At 64.8% G+C, this 23,890-nt stretch carries 24 protein-coding genes; 7 read left to right on the top strand and 17 right to left on the bottom strand.

The window, feature by feature from the left end:
* Positions 1-50 precede the first annotated feature (50 nt).
* Positions 51-665, top strand: coding sequence for a LysE family translocator (locus C2H86_RS25270; RefSeq protein WP_159410390.1), 615 nt, complete (start codon positions 51-53; stop codon positions 663-665).
* Here the strand turns inward: C2H86_RS25270 and C2H86_RS25265 are convergent.
* On the bottom strand, positions 613-1,338 hold the full coding sequence (locus C2H86_RS25265) for a metallophosphoesterase (protein ID WP_159410389.1): 726 nt from the start codon (positions 1,336-1,338) through the stop codon (positions 613-615). The genes C2H86_RS25270 and C2H86_RS25265 overlap by 53 nt on opposite strands.
* Positions 1,339-1,412: 74 nt before the next feature.
* Between C2H86_RS25265 and C2H86_RS25260 the strand changes: the two genes are divergently transcribed.
* The 3 genes from C2H86_RS25260 (at position 1,413) to C2H86_RS25250 (ending at position 2,989) form a co-directional block, all read left to right on the top strand.
* Positions 1,413-1,928 (top strand): DUF3016 domain-containing protein, encoded by a 516-nt coding sequence (locus C2H86_RS25260; protein ID WP_159410388.1) that lies wholly within the window; start codon positions 1,413-1,415, stop codon positions 1,926-1,928.
* 78 nt (positions 1,929-2,006) lie between these two features.
* Positions 2,007-2,750, top strand: a complete 744-nt coding sequence (locus C2H86_RS25255) for a carbon-nitrogen hydrolase family protein (protein WP_159410387.1) — start codon at positions 2,007-2,009, stop codon at positions 2,748-2,750.
* The gene (locus C2H86_RS25250) at positions 2,747-2,989 is read left to right on the top strand and encodes a hypothetical protein (protein WP_159410386.1); all 243 of its coding nucleotides are present in this window, start codon (positions 2,747-2,749) and stop codon (positions 2,987-2,989) included. The genes C2H86_RS25255 and C2H86_RS25250 overlap by 4 nt, the downstream gene beginning before the upstream one ends.
* A gap of 26 nt (positions 2,990-3,015) precedes the next feature.
* On the opposite strand, the gene C2H86_RS25245 is transcribed toward C2H86_RS25250, so the two are convergent.
* From C2H86_RS25245 to C2H86_RS25210, 8 genes are all read right to left on the bottom strand, one after another.
* Positions 3,016-3,516 (bottom strand): methylated-DNA--[protein]-cysteine S-methyltransferase, encoded by a 501-nt coding sequence (locus tag C2H86_RS25245; RefSeq protein WP_159410385.1) that lies wholly within the window; start codon positions 3,514-3,516, stop codon positions 3,016-3,018.
* Positions 3,517-3,594: 78 nt separating this feature from the next.
* A complete protein-coding gene (locus C2H86_RS25240) occupies positions 3,595-5,241 on the bottom strand; it encodes a fatty acid--CoA ligase (RefSeq protein ID WP_159410384.1) in 1,647 nt (548 codons plus the stop codon).
* 11 nt (positions 5,242-5,252) lie between these two features.
* Positions 5,253-7,022 carry an acyl-CoA dehydrogenase C-terminal domain-containing protein gene (locus tag C2H86_RS25235; protein ID WP_159410383.1) on the bottom strand — a complete coding sequence of 590 codons (1,770 nt, stop codon included), beginning with the start codon at positions 7,020-7,022 and terminating at the stop codon, positions 5,253-5,255.
* A complete protein-coding gene (locus C2H86_RS25230; protein ID WP_159410382.1) occupies positions 7,015-9,480 on the bottom strand; it encodes an efflux RND transporter permease subunit in 2,466 nt (821 codons plus the stop codon). Before C2H86_RS25230 ends, C2H86_RS25235 begins: the two co-directional genes overlap by 8 nt.
* Complete coding sequence (locus C2H86_RS25225; protein ID WP_159410381.1) at positions 9,480-10,457, bottom strand: WD40/YVTN/BNR-like repeat-containing protein; 978 nt, start codon at positions 10,455-10,457, stop codon at positions 9,480-9,482. Before C2H86_RS25225 ends, C2H86_RS25230 begins: the two co-directional genes overlap by 1 nt.
* A 22-nt stretch (positions 10,458-10,479) precedes the next feature.
* A complete protein-coding gene (locus C2H86_RS25220; protein ID WP_159410380.1) occupies positions 10,480-11,838 on the bottom strand; it encodes a DUF1329 domain-containing protein in 1,359 nt (452 codons plus the stop codon).
* A gap of 38 nt (positions 11,839-11,876) precedes the next feature.
* Positions 11,877-13,832 carry a DUF1302 domain-containing protein gene (locus C2H86_RS25215; protein WP_159410379.1) on the bottom strand — a complete coding sequence of 652 codons (1,956 nt, stop codon included), beginning with the start codon at positions 13,830-13,832 and terminating at the stop codon, positions 11,877-11,879.
* Between the two features lie 86 nt (positions 13,833-13,918).
* Positions 13,919-14,485 (bottom strand): RBBP9/YdeN family alpha/beta hydrolase, encoded by a 567-nt coding sequence (locus C2H86_RS25210; protein ID WP_159410378.1) that lies wholly within the window; start codon positions 14,483-14,485, stop codon positions 13,919-13,921.
* 191 nt (positions 14,486-14,676) lie between these two features.
* On the opposite strand from C2H86_RS25210, the gene C2H86_RS25205 reads away from it, so the two are divergent.
* The gene (locus C2H86_RS25205) at positions 14,677-15,687 is read left to right on the top strand and encodes an AraC family transcriptional regulator (RefSeq protein ID WP_159410377.1); all 1,011 of its coding nucleotides are present in this window, start codon (positions 14,677-14,679) and stop codon (positions 15,685-15,687) included.
* A gap of 7 nt (positions 15,688-15,694) precedes the next feature.
* Here the strand turns inward: C2H86_RS25205 and C2H86_RS25200 are convergent, their stop codons facing one another.
* From C2H86_RS25200 to C2H86_RS25170, 7 genes are all read right to left on the bottom strand, one after another.
* Positions 15,695-16,012 (bottom strand): Rieske (2Fe-2S) protein, encoded by a 318-nt coding sequence (locus C2H86_RS25200; RefSeq protein WP_159410376.1) that lies wholly within the window; start codon positions 16,010-16,012, stop codon positions 15,695-15,697.
* The gene (locus C2H86_RS25195) at positions 16,009-16,662 is read right to left on the bottom strand and encodes a DsbA family oxidoreductase (RefSeq protein WP_159410375.1); all 654 of its coding nucleotides are present in this window, start codon (positions 16,660-16,662) and stop codon (positions 16,009-16,011) included. Before C2H86_RS25195 ends, C2H86_RS25200 begins: the two co-directional genes overlap by 4 nt.
* On the bottom strand, positions 16,659-17,963 hold the full coding sequence (locus tag C2H86_RS25190) for an MFS transporter (protein ID WP_159410374.1): 1,305 nt from the start codon (positions 17,961-17,963) through the stop codon (positions 16,659-16,661). The genes C2H86_RS25195 and C2H86_RS25190 overlap by 4 nt, the downstream gene beginning before the upstream one ends.
* Before the next feature lie 172 nt (positions 17,964-18,135).
* A complete protein-coding gene (locus C2H86_RS25185) occupies positions 18,136-19,188 on the bottom strand; it encodes a 3-keto-5-aminohexanoate cleavage protein (protein ID WP_159410373.1) in 1,053 nt (350 codons plus the stop codon).
* A gap of 56 nt (positions 19,189-19,244) precedes the next feature.
* On the bottom strand, positions 19,245-20,093 hold the full coding sequence (locus C2H86_RS25180; protein ID WP_159410372.1) for a TauD/TfdA dioxygenase family protein: 849 nt from the start codon (positions 20,091-20,093) through the stop codon (positions 19,245-19,247).
* Positions 20,094-20,106: 13 nt separating this feature from the next.
* The gene (locus C2H86_RS25175) at positions 20,107-21,087 is read right to left on the bottom strand and encodes a quinone oxidoreductase family protein (protein ID WP_159410371.1); all 981 of its coding nucleotides are present in this window, start codon (positions 21,085-21,087) and stop codon (positions 20,107-20,109) included.
* A 218-nt stretch (positions 21,088-21,305) separates the two neighbouring features.
* The gene (locus C2H86_RS25170; RefSeq protein ID WP_159410370.1) at positions 21,306-21,710 is read right to left on the bottom strand and encodes a MerR family transcriptional regulator; all 405 of its coding nucleotides are present in this window, start codon (positions 21,708-21,710) and stop codon (positions 21,306-21,308) included.
* 100 nt (positions 21,711-21,810) lie between these two features.
* Here C2H86_RS25170 and C2H86_RS25165 point away from each other — a divergent pair, with 100 nt between their 5' ends.
* Entirely contained in the window at positions 21,811-23,046 is a 1,236-nt protein-coding gene (locus C2H86_RS25165) for an NADH:flavin oxidoreductase/NADH oxidase family protein (RefSeq protein WP_159410369.1), read from the top strand.
* 39 nt (positions 23,047-23,085) lie between these two features.
* Positions 23,086-23,505, top strand: a complete 420-nt coding sequence (osmE, locus tag C2H86_RS25160; protein WP_159410368.1) for an osmotically-inducible lipoprotein OsmE — start codon at positions 23,086-23,088, stop codon at positions 23,503-23,505.
* Here the strand turns inward: osmE and C2H86_RS25155 are convergent.
* The gene (locus C2H86_RS25155; protein ID WP_159410367.1) at positions 23,442-23,771 is read right to left on the bottom strand and encodes a hypothetical protein; all 330 of its coding nucleotides are present in this window, start codon (positions 23,769-23,771) and stop codon (positions 23,442-23,444) included. The two genes, osmE and C2H86_RS25155, sit on opposite strands and share 64 nt — an antisense overlap.
* Positions 23,772-23,890 lie beyond the last annotated feature (119 nt).

Raw genomic sequence — 23,890 nt, 5'->3', positions numbered from 1 at the left:
TGCGCCAGAGCAGCCTCCAGACTGCGGCTTTGCTACCGAGAAAGCCCACCATGGAGCAGTTCCTGATCGTCGCCCTCGCCCACTTCCTCGCCCTGCTGTCTCCCGGCCCGGACTTTTTCCTGGTGGCCCGCACCTCGGTAGCGGCAGGTTGGCGCATTGCCAGTGGCGCCTGCCTGGGCATCGCCCTGGCCAATGGCCTGTTCATCGCCATGGCCTTCGCGGGTCTGGCCATCCTGCGTGAAGGCAGTGCACTGTTCCTTACCCTGCAACTGGCCGGTGCCGGTTACCTGCTGTACATCGGCCTGCTGTTCCTGCGCCATGCCGGTAAGAGCGAACTGACAGCCGTTGCCGGGCAGGGCGCGATCAAGGGTTGGTGGCGCGGCCTGGGCATGGGTTTTCTGTCTGGGGCACTGAACCCGAAGAACGCATTGTTCTACGCCAGCCTCGCCGGCATGGTGGCCAGCAGCAGCGCCGGCTGGAAGTGGCTGTACAGCGCCTGGATGTTCACCATCGTGCTGTTGTGGGACCTGCTGGTGGCCGCAGCCATCGGCAATCAACGCCTGCTGCGGCGTTTCGCCCATGCCCTGCCGTGGCTGGAACGGGCTTCCGGGGTCATGCTGATGGTGCTGGCGGTGGGGCTGTTGATTCATCTGCTGCCGGGATGACCAGGCGCAAGCTGGCGAGGTCCATCAGGCTGAAATGGCCACTGGCCCAGCCGCCGGTATCCAGGTGCCAGACGTTGCCCAGCTGCTTGGCCCGCAACACTGGTGTATGCCCTACCAGCAAGGCGCGCAGGCCTGCCACATTCTCGGTGTTGCCGTCCTTCAGGCGTTGACGCGACCACTGGCAGACCTCGCGAACGCCCGCATCGTCATCGAACAGCAGGCTATCGCGCAAGGCATTCCACTCGCTGAACGGGCTGTCGGCATGCAGCAAGCCGATCAGGCCGGCTTCCGTTTGCACTTCCAGGGCAATCGGCAGCTGCAGGAACCGTTCGACAAACACCTCCTGCCGGTCTCTGGGCATATCGATGAACCAGCCACCCCCTGCGGCGCGGTACATCTCCAGGTCCAGGCGCCCGCCATACAGGCAGGTGATTGCCAGCGACTCGTGATTGCCCTGCACGGCATGGAACCAGGGCTGGTCCAACCAATCCAGGCACTCTTCACTGTGCGGCCCGCGGTCGACCAGGTCGCCGACGCTGAACAGCCGGTCCACGGCAGGGTCGAAACCTGCTGCGTCCAGGCACTGCTCAAGCCGCCGAAAATGCCCGTGGATATCGCCCACGGCCAGGTCGCGCCCCTTGCTGTTGGCGGCTAGCCGCCGAAACCGGCTCATTACAATGTTCCTCTGCTGGCGCGCGGCGGCCGGCGTAAAATGGAGCGACACGCAGCCCACCCCGGAGGTGCATCATGCGTAACGCTCTAGTGTGTGCCGTGCTCATGGCGCTGTCATTCAACAGCATGGCACAAGGCACTCCGCCTGCGCAGGTCGAGGTACGTTTCGACCACCCGGAAAAATTTCGCGACGCCAGCCTCGATGGCCCTGGCTATGAACGCGGGGCCGACGCCTACGTGATGAAGAGCCTGACCGAGTACCTGCACAAACTCGGCCAACGCTACCTGAAGCCCGACCAGCAGCTGGTCATCGACATTCGCGACATCGACCTGGCCGGCCGATACGAGCCGTGGCACAGCCAGGCCTACGATGTGCGCTTCATGCGCGACATCACCTGGCCGACCATCGACCTGAGCTACACCCTCCGCCAGCCCGGCAAGCCCGACCAGCAGGCCCAGGAGCGGGTCAGCGACAAGATGTACCTGAGCCGCCCAGGGCGGGCCTCCCACAGCAGTGACCGCCTGTACGCGGAAAAGGCCATGCTCGATGACTGGTTCCGCCAGCGGTTCGGGCCCCATTCGACGTCTTGAGGCAACCCATTGCTGGTACTGGCGAGTATGTCGGGGGTATGCTCGGCCATTCGACCAGTACCAGGGAAGGGACGCACCATGAAACTCTGTGCCGTACAACTGGCGTCGCGCAAAGGCGACCTGGCGAGCAACCTCGCCCGCCATCTGCGCTGCATCGAGCAAGCGGCGGCGCTGGGTGCCGAGCTGGTCGTGTTCCCGGAACTGTCGTTGACCGGCTACGAGCCAACCTTGGCGCGCCAGGTGGCCCTGCCGGTGACCTCTGCCCGGCTCGAGCCGTTGCAGGCGCTTTGTGACCAACTCGCAATCAGCGTGGCCGTTGGGCTGCCACTGCCGACCGCAGACGGCATTCGCATTGGCATGCCCATCCTGCGCCCAGGCCTGCCGCCCCTGGCGTATGCCAAGCAGCGCCTGCATGACGATGAACTGCCGTTCTTCACGCCTGGAGACCAACCCCTGGTATTCGAATCGGGGGCGCTGCAAATCGCCCCGGCCATCTGCTATGAATCGATGTTCATCGAACATGCCGACCAGGCCCATGGGCTGGGTGCCGAGCTGTATCTGGTCAGCGTGGCCAAGACCGCCAAAGGCATCCGCGAAGGCAACGAGCATTACCCGGAGGTGGCGCGCACCTTGGGCATTCCGGTGCTGCTGGCCAACTGCGTCGGGCCGGCCGACAACTTCATCGGTGCCGGCGGCTCCGCAGCCTGGGACAGCCAGGGCAACCTGCTGGCTGCCCTGGATGACAAGGCCGAAGGCCTGATCCTGCTGGATACCGCCAGCAACATCGCGCTCTGCCTGCCGTTGAAGATGGCTGAGGCATGAAGTTCCTGCTGTCGACGCTGTTCAGTTTTGCCTTCACCTACTACGTGGTCGGCCTGCTGATCCAGGGCCAGCTGGCTGAAATTGCCGAGGGATTGCGGCACCGGCCCGATGCACCGACGCCGGGCGAATACCTGCGCGAGGTAAGGCCACATGCACGGCGTGCACAACGCCTGTACACACTGATGGCAGGGTCGGTGCTAGCGCTGGTCGTCTGCCTGCTGGTGAGCTGGCTCAGCTGAACCGCGAACAGCCCGGTACAGGACTCTCAAAGATCCAGGGCCAGGCTCTGCCGCCCTTCCAGTGCCAGTAGATACTGCTTGGCTGCCAAGCCCCCGGCAAATCCGGTCAGGCTGCCGGATGCGCCAATCACCCGGTGACACGGGGCAATGATTGAGATCGGGTTGCGCCCGTTGGCTGCACCCACTGCCCGCACGGCACTGGGGTTGCCAATCTGCCGGGCGATGTCGCTGTAGCTGCGGGTCTCACCGAAGGGAATGGTCAGCAAGGCCGCCCACACCTGGCGCTGGAACTCGGTACCGGCAAAATCCATGGCCAGTTCGAAGCGCTGGCGGGTGCCGGCAAAGTACTCGCCCAGCTGACGGGCCGTTTCGCGCAGCGTCGGGTGCTGGTCATCGCGGTGCAGCTCGCCGAGCCGCACCCGGTTCTCGCGTTCCTCTTCCCACAGCACAGCGGCGAGTCGCTCGCCGCGTGCCACCAGGGTCAGGGTGCCGACCGCAGACGGCATCAAGGTAAAGGCGCTGGACATCTGAGTTCCCTAAGGCAAACCAGTTTCAGCGCACTTTAACGTCGCTCGCTCCCCGCTGCATCCGCTTTCTTGCGCAGGTTATTCCGTGAGCAAGGACTGCCGGATCAGTTTCTTGTCGACCTTGCCCACACTGGTTTTCGGGATTTGCCCGACACAGCGTATCTGCCGCGGAATCGCCCACTTGTTCAGCTGGCCGCTGGCGACAAAAGGCTGCAGGTGCTCGGCCAAGGCCGCCGCATCCAGCTGCCGACCGTCTCGGCACACCAGTAATGCCAGCGGCTGCTCGCCCCACTGCGGGTCCGGCACGCCGACCACCGCCACCGCCTCGATGGCCGGGTGCTGGCTGATCAGGCTTTCCAGTTCGACCGAGCTGATCCACTCGCCACCGGTCTTGATCACATCCTTGATGCGGTCGCGGATGCGCACCACGCCACCGGCATCGATGCAGGCCAGGTCACCGGTGTGCAGCCAGCCACCGCGCCACAGCGCAGCGCCTTGCTCCGGCTCCTTGAGGTAGCCCTGGGTCAACCAGGGTGCGCGCACTACCACTTCACCCAGGCGTTCGCCATCGTGCGGCACGTCAACGCCTGCGTCATCGACGATGCGCAGGTCCACCAGCACGATCGGCACGCCGGCGTTGATGCGCAGCGACACCTGCTCGGCCATGGGCAGCGCCAGGTCCTGGGCACTCAGGCGGGTGACACTGAGCAGCGGGCAGCTTTCCGACATGCCATATCCACAGTGCACGCGGATGCCGCGCTGGCTGGCCCGTTGTGCCAGCCCTACGGTCAGCGCACTGCCGCCGAGCAGCATCTTCCAGCCGACCAGGTCGGTGCGCCGGCCCTCGTCGCTGTCGAGCATCATCTGCAGCACGGTCGGCACACAGTGCGAGAAGGTCACGCCCTCCTCCCGATACAGGCGCACCAGGCGGTTGGGCTCGTAGCGCCCCGGATACACCTGTTTGATGCCCAGCGCCGTGGCCACATAGGGCACGCCCCAGGCATGAACATGGAACATCGGCGTGATCGGCATGTACACATCGCCTTCACGCAACAGCGGCTCGCCACCGCAGGCAGCCAGGGTCGCCTGTTCGGCCAGGGTGTGCAGCACCAGCTGGCGATGGCTGAAGTACACGCCCTTAGGGTGGCCGGTGGTGCCGGTGGTGTAGAACAGCGTCGCCAGGGAGTTTTCGTCGAAATCGGGGAAGTCGAAACTGGCACCCGCCGCGCCCAGCAGTGCCTCATACTCACCCAGCGTGGGCAGTGTCGGCTGCTCACAGTCGCCATCGCTGAGGCGGATGAAGCCTTGCACGGTTGGCAGCTCCTCGCGCAGCTGCGCCATCAGCGGCAGAAAGTCGTCATGCACCAGCACCAGCCGGTCTTCGGCATGGTTCATGGTGTAGCGGACCTGCTCGGCGGACAGCCGCACGTTGACGGTGTGCAGTACAGCGCCAAGCATCGGCACGGCGAAGAAGCATTCCAGGGCGCGGTGGCTGTCCCAGTCGAGCAAGGCGACGGTGTCGCCTGGCCTGACCCCGGCCTCGGTGAGCACATTGGCCAGGCGCTGGATGCGTTCGATCAGCGTCGTGTAGCTGTAGCGCAGCTTGTCGGCGTAGACGATTTCCTGGTTTGGCTGGTAGCGCACGCCTGACAACAGCAGGCGCTTGATCAGCAGCGGGTAGCCATAGGCCTGTTCGGCGGCCGGCATGATACGGGTGGTGGTCATCGCGGCATCCTTCACAGCAGGTCGGCATCGAGCAGGTAAAGGCTGTGGCTACCCGCCTTGACGCTGGCATTCAGCGAGTGGGTGCGCGGCAGCAGGCGCGCAAAGTAGAAGCGCGCGGTGGCCAGCTTGCTCTGGTGGAACGGCTCGGGTTGCACTGTTTTCAGGGCGACTTCGGCCATGCGTGCCCACAGGTAGGCATACAGCGTGTAGCCGAATGCATGCAGGTATTCCACCGACGCAGCGCCAATCTCCTGGGGGTTGCCCTGGCCACGGTCGAGGACCCAGGCCGTCAGGTCATCGAGTTCATTCACCGCCGCCAGCAGCGGCGTACCGAACTCGGCTGTCTGCGCCTCGGCGAAGATGCGGATCTCTGTCGACAGCAGGCGGTACGCCTGGCCACCATCGCCCAGCAGCTTGCGCCCCACCAGGTCGAGGGCCTGGATGCCGTTGGCGCCTTCGTAGATCTGGGTAATGCGGCAATCGCGAATCAGCTGTTCCTGGCCCCATTCACGGATGTAGCCATGCCCGCCGAACACCTGCTGGCCATGCACGGTGGTTTCCAGGCCCATGTCGGTGAGGAAGGCCTTGGCCAGCGGGGTCAGCAAGGCCACCCTGGCCTCGGCCAGGCGACGTGCGCCGGCATCCTCGCTGTACCTGGCCAGGTCCAGTTGCAGCGCCACGTAGGTGGAAAATGCCCGCCCGCCTTCGTTCAGGGCCTTCATGGTCAGCAGCATGCGCCGCACATCCGGGTGCACGACGATCGGGTCGGCGGCCTGCCCGGGCGCCTCGGCGCCGGTCGGGGCGCGGCCTTGCTGACGGTCGCGGGCATAGGCGATGGCGTTCTGGTAGGAACGCTCGCCCAGGGCCAGGCCCTGGATACCCACGCCCAGGCGCTCATAGTTCATCATGGTGAACATGGCATTGAGGCCCTTGTTCGGTTCGCCGACCAGGTAACCGATGGCGCCGTCGAAGTTCATCACGCAGGTGGCCGAGGCCTTGATGCCCATCTTGTGCTCGATCGAGCCACAACTGACGGCATTGGCCTCGCCCAGCGCGCCATCATCGTCGACCAGCACTTTCGGCACCAGAAACAGGGAAATGCCCTTTGCACCGGCGGGTGCGTCCGGCAGACGGGCCAGCACCAGATGGATGATGTTCTCGGTCAGGTCCTGCTCCCCGCCGGTGATGAATATTTTGGTGCCGCTGACCCGGTAACGGCCATCGGCCGACGGTTCGGCGCGGGTGCGCAGCAAGCCCAGATCGGTACCGCAGTGCGGCTCGGTCAGGCACATCGAGCCCGTCCAGCGGCCTTCATACATGGGTGGCAGGTAACGCGCCTTGAGCGGTTCGCTGGCGTGGTTGAGCAGTGACAGGCAGGCGCCTGCGGTGAGCATCGGGTACAAGCCGAACGACAGGTTGGCCGCGTTGAGCATCTCTTCGAGCTGGGCGCCGATCACTTTTGGCATGCCCATGCCGCCATATTCCGGGGCGCCGGCCACACCCACCCAGCCATCTTCGGCGAACGCCCGGTAGGCGTCGGCAAAGCCATCAGGGGTGCTTACGCGGCCGTTATCCCAACGGCAACCCTGTTCGTCACCGCTGCGGTTGAGCGGCGCCACCACGTCGGCAATCAGCTTGCCGGCCTGTTCGAGCACGGCCCGGGCGGTGTCGGCATCGACCTGCTCGGCCAGCGCCGGGGTCTGCGCCCACCAGGCCGGGATATCGAACACTTCGTTGAACAGGAAATCCATGTCGCGCAGTGGCGGAAGGTAATCAGACATGAGGCGAACACTCGGTTTCTTGGGTTGACGAACATGACGCGGCACGGGCCCGGCTTGCCGCCGGGGCGCCATGGCCGCGCAAGAGGAAGTGCGACAGCGCGGGGATCAGCACCAGCGCGCCGAGCATGTTCCAGAGGAACATGAAGGTCAGCAGCAGGCCCATGTCGGCCTGGAACTTGATCGGCGACCAAGCCCAGCCGACCACGCCAGCGGCCAGGGTGATGCCTACCAGGCCGACCACGCGCCCGGTGAAGGCCACGGCCTTCTGGTAGGCCTGGGCCAGCGGCAGGCCGGCACGCTGGTGATGAAGCTGCACGCTGAGCAGGTACAAGGCGTAGTCGACGCCAATGCCCACACCTAGGGCGATCACCGGCAAGGTGGCAACCTTGACGCCGATGCCCATGGCCACCATCAGCGCTTCGCACAGCAGTGAGGTGAGCATCAGTGGCAGGATCGCCACCAGGGTGGCGCGCCAGCTGCGGAAGGTGAACAGGCAGAACACGGTAACCGCCAGGTACACCAGCAACAGCATGCGGTGGTTGGCCTCGCGCACGACGATATTGGTCGCGGCCTCGATACCGGCGCTGCCGGCGGCCAGCAGGAACTGGCGATCATCGCCACTGTTGGCCTGGGCGAAGCGCTCGGCGCTGGCGGCAACCTGCGCCAGGGTGTCGGCACGGTGGTCCTTGAGATAGGCGATCACCGGCATCAGCGAACAGTCGTTGTTGAACAGCTCCGGGGTGTTGACCGAGGCTTGCTGGGCCGCGTAGTTGAGCACGTCCTGGTTGCGCTGCAGGCTGTTCAGGCGCGGGTTGCCTTCGTACGTGCCGGCGGTGATCTGGCGCACTGCGTTGGCCAGCGACAACGTGGTCTGTACCCCGGGCAGCTGTTGCAGCTCCCAGGCCAGGCGGTCGGCCAGCACCAGCGTCTGGTAGCGCAGGCAGCCTTCCGGGGGCGTCTTGACCATCACCGCGAAGGTGTCGCTGCTCAGCGCGTAGTGGCCGGTGATGAAGGCGTTGTCGCGGTTGTAGCGCGAGTCGGCGCGCAGCTCCGGGGCACCGCTGTCGAGGTCGCCGATCTTCAACTGCAGGCTGCCCCACACACCGACGGCGGCAAGGACCACGGCCACCAGCAAGGCGCCCGTGGCCCACTTGCGTTCGGTGAAGCGGTCGAGCAGGTCCCACAAGCGGCCAAAGCCACGGTGCTGCGCCGCACGGGCATCGATGTACAAGGCGCGCTCGGCAGCCTTGCGGCCCACGCCGACATACGACAGCGCCACCGGCATCAGCAGCAGCGAGGTGAAAATCAGCACCGCCACGCCGATGCTGGCGGTGATGGCCAGGTCCTGGATCACCGGGATATCGATCAGCATCAGCACGGCAAAGCCCACCGCGTCCGCCAGCAGCGCGGTGACCCCGGCCACGAACAGGCGGCGGAAGGTGTAGCGTGCGGCGATCTGCCGGTGGGTACCGCGGCCGATGTCCTGGAGGATGCCGTTCATCTTCTGCGCGGCGTGGGAGACGCCGATGGCGAAGATCAGGAACGGCACCAGGATCGAGTACGGGTCGATGGCATAGCCCAGCCAGGCGACGATGCCCAGCTGCCAGACCACCGCGATCAGCGAACACAGCACCACCAGCAAGGTGCTGCGCACGCAGCGGGTGTACAGGTAGATGATCACCAGGCTGGTGAGCACGGCCAGAGCAAAGAACGCCATTACCTCGATCAGCCCGTCGATCAGGTCGCCCATCAGCTTGGCGAAGCCGATCACGTGGATCTGGTACTGGCCGCTGGCCTGGTACTGGTTGCGCAGCTGTTCGAGCTTTTGCGAGAAGGCGTGGTAGTCGATGCCTTTGCCAGTGGCCGAATCCTGGTCCAGCAGTGGCACGATCAGCATGCTCGACTTGAAGTCGCGGGCCACCAGGCTGCCGACGATATTGGCGCGCTCGATGTTCTGGCGTAGCTGCTCGATGTCGGCGGCGCCGCCCTGGTAGCTGTCAGGCATCACCGGGCCGCCCTGGAAGCCTTCTTCGGTGACCTCGGTCCAGCGCACCGCCGGGCTCCACAGCGACTTCATCCAGGCGCGGTCGACACCGTCACTGAGAAACAGCTCGTCGTTGATCTGGCGCAGTGTCTGCAGGTAGTCGGGGTCGAAGATGTCGCCGCGGGTGTTCTGCACCACCACCCGCACCGAGTTGCCAAGGCCGCGCAGCGACTGGCGGTTTGCCAGGTAGTTCTGGATGTAGGGGTGGCTCTGCGGCAACATTTTCTCGAAGCTGGGGCGCAGTTCAAGGCGGGTCAGTGCCATGTAGCCGAGCACCAGGGTGGTCAGCAGCATGCACAGCACGAAGGCCAGGCGGTGGTTGAACACCAGGCGTTCCAGGCGATTGCCCGAACGGCGGTCGAAGTCGGCGAGGTTATGGATCACCGGCAGTGGGTCTTGGCGGATATCGGCCATCAGGGTCTTCTCTCGTCGAAGGTACGCACGCCCCGCTCGCCCACCAGTACCAGGCCGGTACCGGCGTCGTTGGCCAGTGCGGTCACCGGGCCACGTGTGGCTTGTGGCTGCGGGCTGAAGCTGGCGCCGCCGTCGCGGCTGAGCAGCAGGTCGCCGGCCTGGCTGGCCAGCCAGACATCGCCGCCTGCGCCAAGGCTGGCCGCCGTGAGGCTGGTCTTGACCCCACTGCTGACCGGTTGCCATTGCTGGCCGCCATCGGTGCTGCGGTAGGCATTGCCACGCAAGCCGTAGATCAGCAGCAGGCCGGGTTTGCCGACGGCACCGAACAAGGTGCCGGCATACGGCGTGGGAACCTGCTCGAAGCGTTGACTGGCGGCATCCAGCTTGAGCAGCAGGCCTTGCTCGCCAGTGATGTACAGCGCGTCACCGACTGGCGCCAGGCTGGTCAGGTGCAGGCCTTGCGGGTTGTCGCTGTGCGCCTGCCACGGTAGCCAGTGCTGGCCACCGTCCTCGGTGCGCAGCAGTAGGTTGAACAGGCCCACGGCATAGCCGTGCTGGTCATCGCTGAACCACACATCGAGCAAGGTGCTGTCGGTGCCATCGGCCAGTTCACGGCCATCGAGCTGCTTTTCCCAGTGCTGGCCGCCGTCGCGGCTGTACAGCACCACGCCGTCGTTGCCCACCGCCCAGCCGTGCTCGGCGGAGGGGAAACTGACGGCATTGAGGTCGGCGCTCACCGGCACCTGAGCCTGCTGCCAGTGCGCGCCATGGTCGTCGGAGTACAGGATGTGCCCACGCGGGCCCACCGCCACCAGGCGCTCACCGGCCCGGGTCACATCCCGCAGCGCGCTGGCTGCGGCCAATGCACTGGGCATGGCCGGCAGGTCCAGCACGTCGGTGAAGGGCGCCGCCTGGGGCGCGCCTTGCAGCGCGCCCCAGAGCAGCATCGCCACGCTGCATCGTTTGCAGACAGACATTGCGAACCTCTGCGCCATGCGCTCAGCGAATGCCATTGCCGGCCAGCGATTCAGGCGACCACTGGGCCTTGGACAGCGGGTCGATGTAGCGGATGCCACCGTAGGCGCCGACCACGCCATTGAGGTTGTAGGTACCGCCAACCAGGTCGTAGATCATGAATGGCGTGGCGTCCGGGGTCTGCTTGTCGTAGCTCTGGGTGAGGAAGGCGAACGAGCCACGGTACAGCTGGCCGCGGGCGTCATACTGGTCGGAGGCCAGGGCCACCCAGCTGTCCTCGTCGAGGTAGAAGCGGCGCTTGTGGTAGATGTGCCGCGCGCCGTCCTTGAGCTTGCCTTCCACCACCCACACGCGGTGTTTTTCCCAGCGCACGAACTGCGGGGCGAGGTGGTTGGCGGTGGTCAGCTGCTTGACATCGGTGTTGTAGGTCAGTTGGTAGGTGTTGTACGGCACGTACATTTCCTGCTTGCCGACCAGGGTCCAGTCGTAGCGGTCGAGGGCGCCGTTGAAGACGAACACGTCATCGTAGGTGCCAGACCCCGAGGTCCCCGGGTTGGGCGTGTCGTAGGCCAGGTTCGGCGCCAGCTTGACCCGGCGCTGGCCAGGCAGGTACTGCCAGGCGCTGCGTGGCTGCACCAGCGGGTTGGCGGCATCGCGCAGCATCATCGCTTCGCCGGCGCGGCGGGCGGGGCCGGTGTACACCAGTTTCATCTGGTAGTAGGTGTCCTTGGCGCCGATCGGCTTGTTCATGTCTTCGTAGATCGGGTAGCTGATGTTGGCCTGGCCGGTGGTCGACAGCGACGGCTTGCCGGCGGCGTCGACGTTCCACGAATCGTACTTGGCGGTCATGCTCACGCCTTGGTAGCGCAGCAGGAAGTTCCACATTGCCTCGGCGCCGTTCTGCGGGATCGGGAACGGGATGCCCGGCAGCACATTGTCCACCGCGGTGCCGCCCTCCTGGCTCTTGGCGCCGGTGGCGTTCTTCAGGGTGTTGTCCAGCACCGCCTGAGGCAGCGCCACGCTGCGGTGGGTCGGGTAGACATCGACGCGCATGGTCGGGAAGCGCTTGAGCAGTTCAAGGGTGGTGGCGGTCAGCTGGCCCTTGTACTGCTCGGCGTTCTTGCCATCGATGACCAGCAGCGGCTTCTCGCTGGCGAACGGGTCCGGGCGCATGCTGGCGCCGCTCTGATAGCCGGCCGGTGGCGTCAGCAGGCCGCCCTGGTAGGCCGGGATCGAGCCATCGGCATTGGCGGCCTTTTCCGCGCCCAGGGTGGTCAGGCTCTTGCCCAGCTTGGCAGCCTGGTCAGGGGATACGGCGGCGTGGGCCGCGTTGAGGGCAGCCAGCGACAGGCAAGTGGCCAACAGGGTTTTCACGTGGTTCATGATTGTTGTTTTCCTGTGAAGTCTGTGGGGAACAGGTCTCAGAACGTGGTCTTGAGGGTCAGGTACAGGGCGCCACGGTCTTCGGTGGTGGCACCACCGCCGGAGAAGGAGGCGTAGCCGCCGCCGTAGCAGGTGTAGTCCTGTTCGCCGTCGAGGGCGTTCGGCGTGCTGCCGTCGGTCTGGCCATCCTTGCAGGACTGGGTCTTGCCGAAGCTGTCGACGTACTTGAGGTCGACGAAGTACTGGTTGTAGATGGCCGCGCTGACGCCGACCGCATAGTTGCCAGTGTCCTTGGCACCGCCGCCCTGCACCGGCGACACACCGTCGATGCCGACGTTGACCGACAGCGGCATGCTCAGGTCGATACCGGGCATCACCTGGAACCAGGTGGGCGTGAAGTTGACGGCGATGCCCCAGTTGTCGCGGGTCGGCTGGTCGATACCGCGGTAGCTGCTCTTGCCCTTGTACAAGGCCTCGTTGTGGCCATCGAGCTTGAGCAGGTTGCTGTAGAACAGCTCGCCAAGCAGGGTTGCCGAATCGAACAGCGGCGTGTTGCCGATGGTCATCAGGCCGTTGAGGGTCCAGTGCAGGGTTTCACCGGTGGCGCTCAGGCTGTCGCCGTCCTTGGGCACATCGTAGATCACCCCGCTGCTGGCCAGGCGTGGCGGCAGCAGGCCGAAGCCGCCGCCCAGGCCGGCGGTGCCGGGGGCGCTGACGATGGCCGGGATGCTCGCCAGGGGCATGTGGTGACGAATGTTGAGGTCGCTGCCGACGCTGATGCCGCCGATGTCCTTGGACAGGCTAAGGCCATAGATGTCGATGTCGTCGGAGTAGGCGAACTGGTAGGTGGTGCTCTGCAGCGAGTTGTACAGGTTGCCGACCGCGCCCTGGCGGCTGGCAGGCGGCGCGCCGAACGGGCCACGGGCCACGGTCATGCCGCGTGCGTCGAGCCAGGCCTGGGGCAGGATCTCGGAGGTCTTGCGGTAGTAGAAGCCCAGGGTGCCGCCGAGCCATTCCGGCGACCACTTGGCCATGACGCCCCAGTCGCCGCTTTTGCGTGGGGTCAGGTCGTCGCCACGGCGGATGGTGGTGAGCGCACCGCGCACCGGGATCAACCCAGGGGTGCCGGTGTGGCCGAGCAGGAAGCTCTGGGCGCCCTCGCCCACCACGTCAGAACCGCCATAGTAGGTGCCGGCTTCCGGCAGGCGCGCGGCATCCCAGTCGAAGAAATACTGTGCCCCCAGGGTCAGCTCAGGGTTGACCATGAACGACGTGGACAGCTGGTTGCGCGGCACGAACAGTTCCTTGGCCTCGGTGCCTGGCGAGGCCGCGAGCTTGGCCAGGTCCAGCCCGGACTGGCCGTAGCTCAGCGAGTGCACCGGGTTGAGCAGGGTTTCACCCCAGAACAGGTTGTGCTGGCCGACTTTGGCGCTGATCTGCGACTCCTCGCCGACGTCGCGGCTGAAGAACACGAAGGCATCCAGCACTTCGCCAGAGGGGCCGCTGTAGTAGCGCTGGGCATAGTTGCTCAGGTGCGGGCTGCCCAGTGGTACGCCGGTACCCGGCAGGCCGTTGAGGCTGGGGTTGATGCCGGACTGGTCACCGTTGCCGTTGACGAACGGGTTGCTGTTGGAGCCGGTGTTGTCATAGGCCTTGTCGTACCAGCTGGCGGTGCTGACGCGAAAGCCGGTGTTGCCCTGGTAGACCACGTCCAGCTCGGTCAGCAGGTCGACCCGGTTGGTGACCGTGGTGCCAGCCTTGCGGAAGTTGAAGTCACCGTCGTTGCTGTTGGGCGTGCCGAGGAGGCGTTTGTCGGCGCTTTCGGTGCGCACGCCATAGTTGTACTTGACCGTATTGTCGAAGCGCACGGCCCAGTCTTCGCTGCCGGTGGTGACTTCGAAGGCTTGCGCGCCGGGCAGGCTGAGCAGGCTGATGGCGCAGGCGAGCAGGCAGCGCTGTGGTTTCACAGCACGGTGGATGCGGTGTTCTGGCATTGCGATGGCTCCACTTATTGTTCTTGTTGTTCATGGCCGCCCGTGATCTGCGGGCTTGGCTTGGGCATCCGTGCGGGGTCGGCAGATCAGTGGTCCAGGCGACGAATCAGGTTTTCAGCCATCGGCCAGGGGCCAAAACCGGCTGCCGGGTTGAGGTGGCCGACCGGCCCAAGGGCGATCAGCTCGCTGCCCCAGGCCTTAGCCATGACGCCGGCGGCGTCGAAGCTGGCCAGGTGGTCGTTGCTGCTGGCGGCGACGATGCTGGGGAACGGCAACGGCGCCATCGGCAACGGCGACCATCCCTGCTCGGCGAGTCTTTGCGGGCTGGGGTAGTGAGCCGGCCATTGGGCGTGCAGGTCTGGCGGAGCTGCCAGCAAGGCGCCTTTGATCGGCCGCTGATAGCGCGCAGCCCAGTGGGCCACCATCAGCACGCCAGCGCTATGCGCCACCAGCACCACCTCGCCGTCGATCTGCTGCAGTTCATGCTGGATCGCTTCGACACGGGCGTTGCAGCTAAGCCCGTCGACCTGCAGCGGCGGCACGCTGCGGACCTTGGCCAGGCGCGCTTCGAGCAGGGTTTGCCAGTGCTCGCTGACAGGCTCGCGCAGGCCAGGGATGATCAGCACGGTGGCGGTGGTTTGCAGTTTTTCCACGTCAGAACCTCAGCTTGGATCGGGGCTTGGATCGGGTACGAGGTTCACAGTAAAGAGGGGGCTCGACGGGTGCTTTACATTGCGCGTCAGTGACTTTTCATTTGATGACAAGCTGATCTTTCGGCCTTGTGCTTCTCTATTGATGACACGCAGGCTATAACTCACAGACCGCCTGACGAAAAACAATAAAAATGCCCGCCCTAGTCCGCGCCGCCAGCCTGACCAATTACCTCGAAGTGTCCCGCCACGTGGGCCTGAACCCCACCCCCCTGCTCGCCCAGGTGGGCCTTAGCGCTGCATTGCTCGAAGACCCCAACCGGCGTATTCCGGCAGCCAACGTGATTACCCTGCTGGAAGAGTCGGCCCGTATCAGCGGTTGCGAAACCTTCGGCCTGCGCATGGCCGAATCGCGCCAGCTCTCGGATTTCGGCGAAATCAGCCTGCTGCTCAGCCACCAGCGCAACCTGCGCGATGCCCTGGAAGTGATCGTGCAGTATCGCCACTTGCTTAACGACGCCCTGGCCATCCATGTCGAGGAAGCCGGCAAGACGGTCATCATTCGTGAGGAAGTGATCAACGACCGGGCGCCGTGCAGCCGGCAGGCCACCGAGCTTGCCATCGGCGTGATGCTGCGCCTGTGCGCGGCGCTGTTGGGGGCCCATTGGCACCCGATCAGCGCCAACTTCACCCATGCCGCTCCGGCCGACCTGGCCATCCACCGGCGCATCTTCGGCTGCAAACTGGTGTTCGGCAGCGAGTTCAACGGCATCGTCTGCCCCGCCGCCGACCTCGACAGCGCCAGCCCCCAGGCCAACGAGGCCATGGCCCGCCTGGCACGGCGCTACCTCGACACCCTGCCGGCCGGTGGCACGCCGTCCCTGGAGCTGGAGCTGCGCAAGACCATCTACCTGCTGCTGCCCATGGGCCGTGCCACCATCGAGCAGGTGGCGCAAACCCAGGGCATGAATGTGCGCACGCTGCAACGGCGCCTGGAAGAGGACGGGCTGACCTTCAAGGAGATGATCAACACCGTGCGCCGCGATCTGGTAATGCGTTACCTGGAAAACCCCAACTATTCGCTGGGGCGCATTGCGGACTTGCTCGGCTACTCGATGCCAAGCTCTTTCACCCGCTGGTTCATCGCCCAGTTCGGCATGCCACCCGCCAGCTGGCGAGCCAGGCTCGCCGAGCAGGCGCCTTGAAGGGTGATCAGGCTTCGCAGGCGATCACGATGAATACTTCGCCATCCTGACGCTCGACCGCGTAAGTCTCGACCTTGAGCGCTGTCGAATGCAGCAGGTAGCCGCTGGCCAGGTCGAAACGCAGGCCATGGGCGCAGCACTGGATGACCCGGCCCTCCAGGCGCCCGCCACACAGCGAGGCCCCCTGATGCGGGCAGCTGTCGTCGATCGCGTAAAGGGTATCGGCGACATTGAACACGGCCAGGCTCTTGCCGTGGCTCTCCACCAGCACACGCCCGTTACGCTCGGGCACCTGGCTCGCGGCCAGGGCGATACGCCGGCTCATGCCGGCACCTGTATCTGCAGGGCTTCACGCATGGCGGCGAACAGCACATCGGCAGGTTGCGCGCCGGGGATCAGGCGGCCCTCATTGAAGCGAAAACACGGCACCGCGCTGCCCGCGCGCCCGGCACCGTCGAGAAACGGGCTGCCATCTTCACGCAGGCAATCGACCACTTGCGCCGCCTCCAGCCCACAAGACTGGGCAATGGCGAGCAATACCCGGCTGTCGCCCAGGTCACGACCCTGATGGAAGTAGGCAATGAACAGCTGAGCCAACAGGGTTTCAAGGCGCCTGGCGCTGAGCAGGCCGGACGCACGTTGCAGCAAGCGGTGGGCATTGGCGGTATTGGGCATGCGGCGGATACGGCTGAAGTCAATGTCCTCACCCACCACGCTGGCCGCTGCTCGCACCTGGGCCTGGCGCTCACGCACGGCCTGCTCGCTGCCCAGTCGCTCTGTATAGAAGGCGTGGAATGGCAGGCCATTGGCAGGCAAGCCAGGCAGCAGCTGCACCCCCCGCCAGTGCAAGGTCACCTCTACCTGTGGCTGCTCGCGCTGCAGCAGCAACAGGGCAGCCTGTAATTGCCGCTGACCGATCAGGCACCACGGGCATATGAAATCGAAGAACACTTCGACGGACAACGTCTGTTTCACGAACTCAACTCCTCGGTACGACTGACCGATGCTTGCAGACGCTCCATGTCGCGGTGGTAATGGCGTTTGGCGATGAAAAACACGGCGGCGGCGGCGATACTCATCAGCGGCACCAGCTGGAACGCAGCGTGCAGGCCGATCAGGTCGGAAACACGGCCGGTGATCAGCGGGCCGGTCGCCAGGCCCAGCAGGTTGTTGGCCAGGGTCAGGGTGGCGAATGCAGTGCCGTGCACGGCTGCATGGGTCAGGTTTGCGACCATGGCACTGGACGGGCCGTTGGTGCCAACTGCGATCATCATTCCCAGGCAGATCAGCACCAGTTGCGCGGTACCTGCCGGCAGCGCGAAGGCCAGCGACAGCAGCAGGCAGCTGCCCAGGCAGTAGCCGATGGCCAGGCTGATCTTGCGGTCCGGGCGCTGACGGCCCAGGCGGTCACAGAGCATCGCGCAGAGGATCGTGCCGATGCCGCTGCACAGCACGATCACGGCGGCTATCGCCCCGGCGCGGTCGGTGCCCATGGCGTAGTAACGGTTCAGGTAGCTGGGCATCCAGACGATGACCGTGCCGCCGACGAACAGTTGCAGGCCACTGCCGATATACGCGGCGATCACCGAGCGCGAGCCATACAGGGTGCGCAGCGGGCGACTCGCCTTGCCCCGGGCCTGTTCGACGCATTTGGCGGTGATGCGAGCTTCCTTGACGATCAGCGGATACAGCAGCGCCAGCACCAGGCCGAACAGGGCCATGCCGGCGAACGCCCAGCGCCAGCCCAGGTGCTGGGCCAGCAAACCGCCCAGGGCCATGCCCAGCACCGAGCCGAACATGCCGCCGGCCATGAAGGCGCCGGCCAGGGTCGAACGCATGTCACGGGGGAACACTGCCACCACCACGGCGATGCCGACGCTGCCATAGGCGGCCTCGCCGACACCCACCAGGAAACGGGCGATGAACATCTGCGGGTAGTTTTCCGCCAGGGCGCAGCCCAGGGTCGCCAGGCTCCACAGCACGGCCATCAGCACCAGGCTGCGCACGCGGCCGAAACGATCAGCGAGCAATGACAAGGGGAAGGTCAGCAGGCCGACCATCAGCGCGACGATGCCACTGAGCAGGCCAAGCTGGCTATCGCTCAGGGCCCACTCGCCCTTGAGCAGCGGGAATACGGCATTGAGCACCTGGCGTGACATGTAGTCGGAGATCAACAGGCCGAAGGTCAGGGCAAAGACGACCCAGGCATAGCGCCGGGGGATGCTGTGCGCGGTGTCGGTGCCGGGTGTATCGGCACTGGCGAGATAGGTGGCCATGGTGCCTCCTCGGGGTATCTGGCGTGGGTGGTGTTCTTGTTTTTATGGGTAACAGCCAAAATCTTTACTGCTTGGCCTGGCCTCTTCGCGGGCACGCCCGCTCCTACAAGTTCAAGGCCGTCAGGTAACCCTGTGGGAGCGGGCGTGCCCGCGAAGAGGCCGGACCTGCCTGTCAGGCCCGCTGCGGCACGCCTTTCTGCCCCGACTGGCGGTTCGGCGCCATGCCGTTGGCCTTGAGGGTCTCTTCGATGCTGGTGTACTGCTCGCCAATGCGGTAGATGGCCCGGGCCTCTTTGCCGTTGGCCACTTCGCGGCCCAGTTCATGGGCCACACGTACGGTCTGCTGGATCTGCTGCACCGAGCCGAAGCGCTTGCCATGCTGGTCGATGATGGTGTCTTCGTTGCCGCAGCGTGGATGCAGGCCCATGGCCAAGGCCATGGTGTTGAACGGCAGCACGTTCTTCAGCAGCGATTCGGCAGTCAGCGTGCAACCATCCGGCGCGCGGTGGATGAAGTTGAAGAAGTTGAACGGATTGGGGCCGTCGAAACCGCCACCGATACCGATCCAGGTCAGGTTCAGCGGGCCCATGTAGTCGCCTCGGCGGACAATGCGCTCAAGGGTTTCCAGGGCATGCATGCCGGTCAGCTGGAAGTGCGGCTGGATGCCACTGGCCTGCAAACGGCGCAGGTGCTCGCGGACCCAGGCCGGGCCGGCTGGCACGGTCATTTCGCTGTAGGCAGCGTGGATCGCCGGGTGGGCCAGGGAGGTGCCTTCCAGGTACTCTGGATACAGCAGCTCCATGATGTTCATCTGCGTGGTATTGATCGCCACAGTCACCTGGTCAGGACGCGGGGTCAGCTCGGCGAGCATGTGCCGGGTGTCGTCGGACAGCCACTTGGCCGCCTCGCCTTCGCCCTCGGGGGCAAAGGAAATCGAGCCACCGACCTGGATGATCATGTCCGGTACCGCTTCACGCACCCCGGCGATCAGCTCGTTGAACTTGGACAGGCGCTTGGAGCCCTTGCCGTCCAGTTCGCGCACATGCAGATGCAACACGGTGGCGCCGGCTTCATAGCAATCAACTGCCTTCTGTACCTGCTCCTCCATGGTCAGCGGGATGTCTTCGGGGAAGTCCTCGGGCATCCATTCCGGGCCATACGGGGCGACGGTGATCACCACCTTTTCCATGTTTTCCGGGTGCAACGAATCGTCGAAGAATTGCATGCAGTAGTCCTCGCTATTGTTATTGTGCTGCGCGCCGCGTTCTTGCGGCGGCTGACTCAGAAAGTGCGGCTGCCCTTGATCCCCGCACGCTCCATCTTGCGATGGCATGGCGGGTAGTCCATGACCGCGTAATGCTGGGTGCTGCGGTTGTCCCAGATGGCCACGCTGTCGGGCTTCCAGCGCCATCGCACCTGGTACTCGGGCAGGTAGGCCTGGCTGACCAGGTAGCGCAGCAGGTCGGCAGCGCCGGGGTTGGCGTCCTGGCCGAAACGCACACGCTGGGGCGTGTGGTAGTTGCTGAAGTGGGTGGTGAAGGCGTTGACGAACAGCACCTGCTCACCGGTGTCCGGGTGCGTGCGCACCACCGGGTGCTCGGCATCCGGGAACTGCGCCTTGAGCGCCAGGCGCTTTTCGATCGGCATGGCGGCGCCGAAGCTGGCTTCGATGCTGTGGCGTGCGCGCAGGCCTTCGATCTTCGCCTTCACGTCTGCGGGCAGGTTCTCGTAGGCCAGCACCATGTTCGCCCACATCGTGTCGCCACCTACCGGTGGGCATTCGACGCAGCGCAGCACGCAGCCCATGGGCGGTGCTTCGCGCCAGGTGGCATCGGTGTGCCAGGCGTTTTCATAACGGTCGTTGGGCTGGTCAGGGCGCTTGTAGATCTGCACCAGGCCAGGGTGGTCCGGGTCGCTGCCGGCCACCGGGTGGTCTTCGAGGTCGCCGAAGCGCCGGGCAAAGGCCACGTGTTCGGCACGGCTGAAGTGCTGGTCACGCAAGAACAGCACTCGGTGCTTGAGCAGCTGCGCGCGCAGCTGCTCGAACAGGTCGTCATCGTGGATCGCGTCAGCCAGGTTGACGCCGCTGATCTCGGCGCCGATCGCACAGGTCAGTTGTTCGATGTGCATGCTGTTGCCCTCTTCAGATGACGAAGATCGACGAGCCAGTGGTCCTGCGCGCTTCAAGATCACGATGGGCCTGGACGGCGTCCTGCAGGGCATAGTGCTGGTTGATTTCGATGCGGATGCGGCCGCTGCTGACATGGTCGAACAGCTCGCCGGCCAGGTCGGCCTTTTCCGCAGGGTCGGCAATGAAGTCGGCCAGTGCCGGGCGGGTCAGCTGCAGCGAGCCCTTGATCGCCAGCAACTGTGGGTCGAACGGCGGGATGGTGCCGGAGGCGGTACCGACGCAGACCATCAGGCCACGGCGCTTGAGCGAATCGAGCGAGCCCACGAAAGTGTTCTTGCCGACGCTGTCGAACACCACGTTGACGCCGACGCCATCAGTGAGCTCACGCACGCGGCTGGCCACGTCCTCGACGCTGTAGTTGATGATCTGGTTGCAGCCATGGGCGCGGGCAACTTCGGCCTTGGCCTCGGTGGACACCGTGCCGATCACGTTCAGCCCCAGCAGCCGCGCCCATTGCGCGACGATCAGGCCGACGCCACCCGCTGCGGCATGCAGCAGCACGGTGTCGCCAGGCTTGAAATCGTACAGCCGGCGCATCAGGTAGGCCGCGGTCAGGCCGCGCATGGTCATGGCGGCGGCGGTCTCGAAGGCAATCGTTTCCGGCAGTTTGATCAGCGCTGCGGCGGGGATCAGCCGCTCGGTGCAATAGGCGCCGAGGGTGTTGAGGAAACCGGTGTAGGTCACCCGGTCCCCCACCGCCACCTGGGTCACGCCCTCACCTACCGCCTGCACCACCCCGGAGGCTTCCACGCCAATGCCATTAGGCAGCGGGATCGGGTAAGTGCCATTGCGGAAATAGGTATCGGCATAGTTCAGGCCCACTGCCACCTGACGCAGGCGCACCTGGCCCGGGCCGGGCTCACCAACCTCGGCTTCCTCGTAGCGCAGTACTTCGGGGCCACCGGTCTGATGGAAACGTACGACTTTGGACATGCTTGTCTCTCCAATCATCGATCTGGACGCAGGGCGTCAGTTCTGGGTAATTGGAATGTAAGCGCTCGGGGTGCGGGGTGCTTCGCATCGGGCGACAGCGGGTTTTCATTTGATGACAGGTCGCCGGGCCTGGGGCTGCAATCTTTTCTTCATGAGCCAGAATACTCAGGGGTCTGCCTGGGGAGCCACGAAAATGGCAAAGGAAGCCCGGAAGGCAGCTACCCTTCCTGCCACCCGGCAATCAGGCGCTGGGCATTTTCGTCGCAATCCATGCCCTGTGGTTTGCTCTGCATGCCGGCGATCACCGCCAGCAATTGCGCGCGGTTCTGCGCCAGGCGCAGTTGCATGGCTTCGATTTCGGTCACCTTGCGCTTGAGGCTAGCCAGCAGCAGATCATGCCGTGCTGCGCCGTCACCCGATGCGCTGGTCAGTTTGCGCATTTCCTCCAGGCTGAACCCCGCCTGCTGCCCGCAAGTGATGATCTCCAGTGACCTCACCACCTGCTCCGGGTAATCCCGATAACCGTTACCCAAGCGCCGGGCCTCGATCAGCCCGCTGGCTTCATAGAAACGGATGCGCGATGCGCTGAGGCCCGTGCGTCGGGCCAGTTCGCCAATTTTCATGCTGGGTGAAATTCTCTGTTGACCTTAAGGTTTACTTTAACCTTAGCCTTCCCCAAAACCCAACCCGCCCGACGCCCGGCGCTACCTTGGAGAACACCGCATGACCCCGTTCCAGCCCCTGCGCCTGCCCAATGGCAGTGTCATCCCCAATCGCATTGCCAAGGCGGCCATGGAAGAAAACCTCGCCAACCAGGACCAGACCCCTTCCGATCAGTTGCTGCGCCTGTATCAGGCTTGGGCCGAAGGTGGCGCCGGCTTGCTGCTGACCGGCAACGTCATGATCGACCCCAGCGCCATGACCGGCCCAGGGGGCGTGATGCTCGATGACAGCCAGCAGCTGCAACGTTTTCGCCAATGGGCCGAAGCCGGCCGCGCCCAGGGCGCGCAGGTCTGGATGCAGATCAACCACCCCGGGCGGCAGATGCAGGCCAACCTTGGCCAGCCAACCGTGGCACCCTCGGCGGTGGCACTGGACATGGGCGGTTTGTCGAAACTGTTCCCGCAACCCAAGGCCTTGGACGAAAGCGAGATTGCAGCGTTGATCCAGCGCTTCGCCCGCACTGCGGCACAGGCCGAACAAGCCGGCTTCAGCGGCGTGCAGATCCACGCCGCGCACGGCTACCTGCTCAGCCAGTTCCTCTCGCCGCTGACCAACCGGCGCCAGGACCGCTGGGGTGGCAGCCTGGAAAACCGTGCGCGGCTGTTGCTGGAAGTGGTCAAAGCGGTGCGCGAGGTGGTGGCTCCCGGCTTCAGCGTGGCGGTCAAGCTGAACTCGGCCGACTTCCAGCGCGGCGGCTTCGAACCGGCAGATGCACGCCAGGTCGTGCTGTGGCTGAACGAACTACCGGTGGACCTGGTGGAACTGTCCGGCGGCAGCTACGAAGCACCGGCCATGCAAGGCGATGCCCGGGATGGCCGTACCTTGGCGCGGGAGGCCTACTTCCTCGAGTTCGCCCGCGACATTGCCGCGATTGCCCGTATGCCCGTGATGGTCACCGGTGGCATCCGTCGCCTGGCAGTGGTCGAGCAGGTGCTCGCCAGCGGCGTGGCCATGGCTGGCATCGCCACTGCATTGGCGGTCGACCCGAACCTGCCCCGGCGCTGGCAAGCCGGCGAGACCAAGGCTTTGGCCGAACTGCCGCCGGTCCGTTGGAAGCGCAAGGCATTCGCCGCCCTGGCCTACATGGCGCTGGTGAAGTTGCAGATGCGCCGGCTCGCTGCCGGCAGCAAACCCCAGGCCAAGGCTTCGCCCCTGCGCGCCCTGCTGTTGGAACAGTGGTGCACGCTGCGTCGGGTGAAGCAATACAAGCGTATGATGAATAGCCGACTGGATTGATGCTGTTCCGTAACGGCGTTCTCTGACGGGAGCACTGCCATGAACCAATCAACTTGTGCGCTGTTGCTGGTATTGGCAGCGTTCGCGGGCTGTTCAAGTAACTCATCCACTTACCATGACCAGCCGTTGGTAGCCAAGGTCGATAACGGCATGAGCAAAGAGCAAGTACTGCAAATAGGCGGCGCGCCGGGCGCCCAGTCCGACCGCACGGTAGTGCCTGGAACGTGCTTCGACTACATGCTGAGCAAACCGGGGCAGAAACAACAGCCTTACATGGTCAGCTTCGATCAGGCCGGGAAAGTCGACAAGACCCGCTTCATGACCTGCGCCGAATGGAGCAATGCCCAGCATGGGCGGCATGGGAGGGTCAGGCTACTGATGCAACCGGCTGCCGGTCACTCAAGGCACTCTCTGGCGGCCATGCGCAACTTGTCACTCGACAGGAAGCTGCCTTTGTAGAAAGTTGCCCGGCTGCCATCGCGATACTCGACCACTTCCAGCACCTCGTCCGACGTCACGGCGCTGGGTGCGGTCAGCCGATAACCATGGTTGATGGACTTTTGCGTGGTCTGCGGCGACAACGCCTGCCACTTTGGCAATACGCAGGCGGCGTAGTTCTCCGGGGATTTCGAGGTCAGCTTACTGGCGGTAGGCTTGCCTGGGTTTGCGCAAGCGGCAAGGCTTGCTGCGAGCGCGGCACAGAACAGGATGCGAAAGGTTGGCATTTGCAATTAACCAGACGGGAACGTGCGCCATTCTAGCTGGGTTCGCGTCGGAGGAGTAATCCACCAAGGTCGTGAACCGGCTTGATTGCCATGGCGCAAGACTTCCGTCGAATGGGCAA

Source organism: Pseudomonas putida (genome assembly GCF_009883635.2).
In the GTDB taxonomy this organism is placed as follows: Bacteria; Pseudomonadota; Gammaproteobacteria; order Pseudomonadales; family Pseudomonadaceae; genus Aquipseudomonas; species Aquipseudomonas putida_W.
The sequence above is the reverse complement of the archived record's forward strand: the minus strand, read 5'-3'. Positions and strand labels throughout refer to the sequence as shown.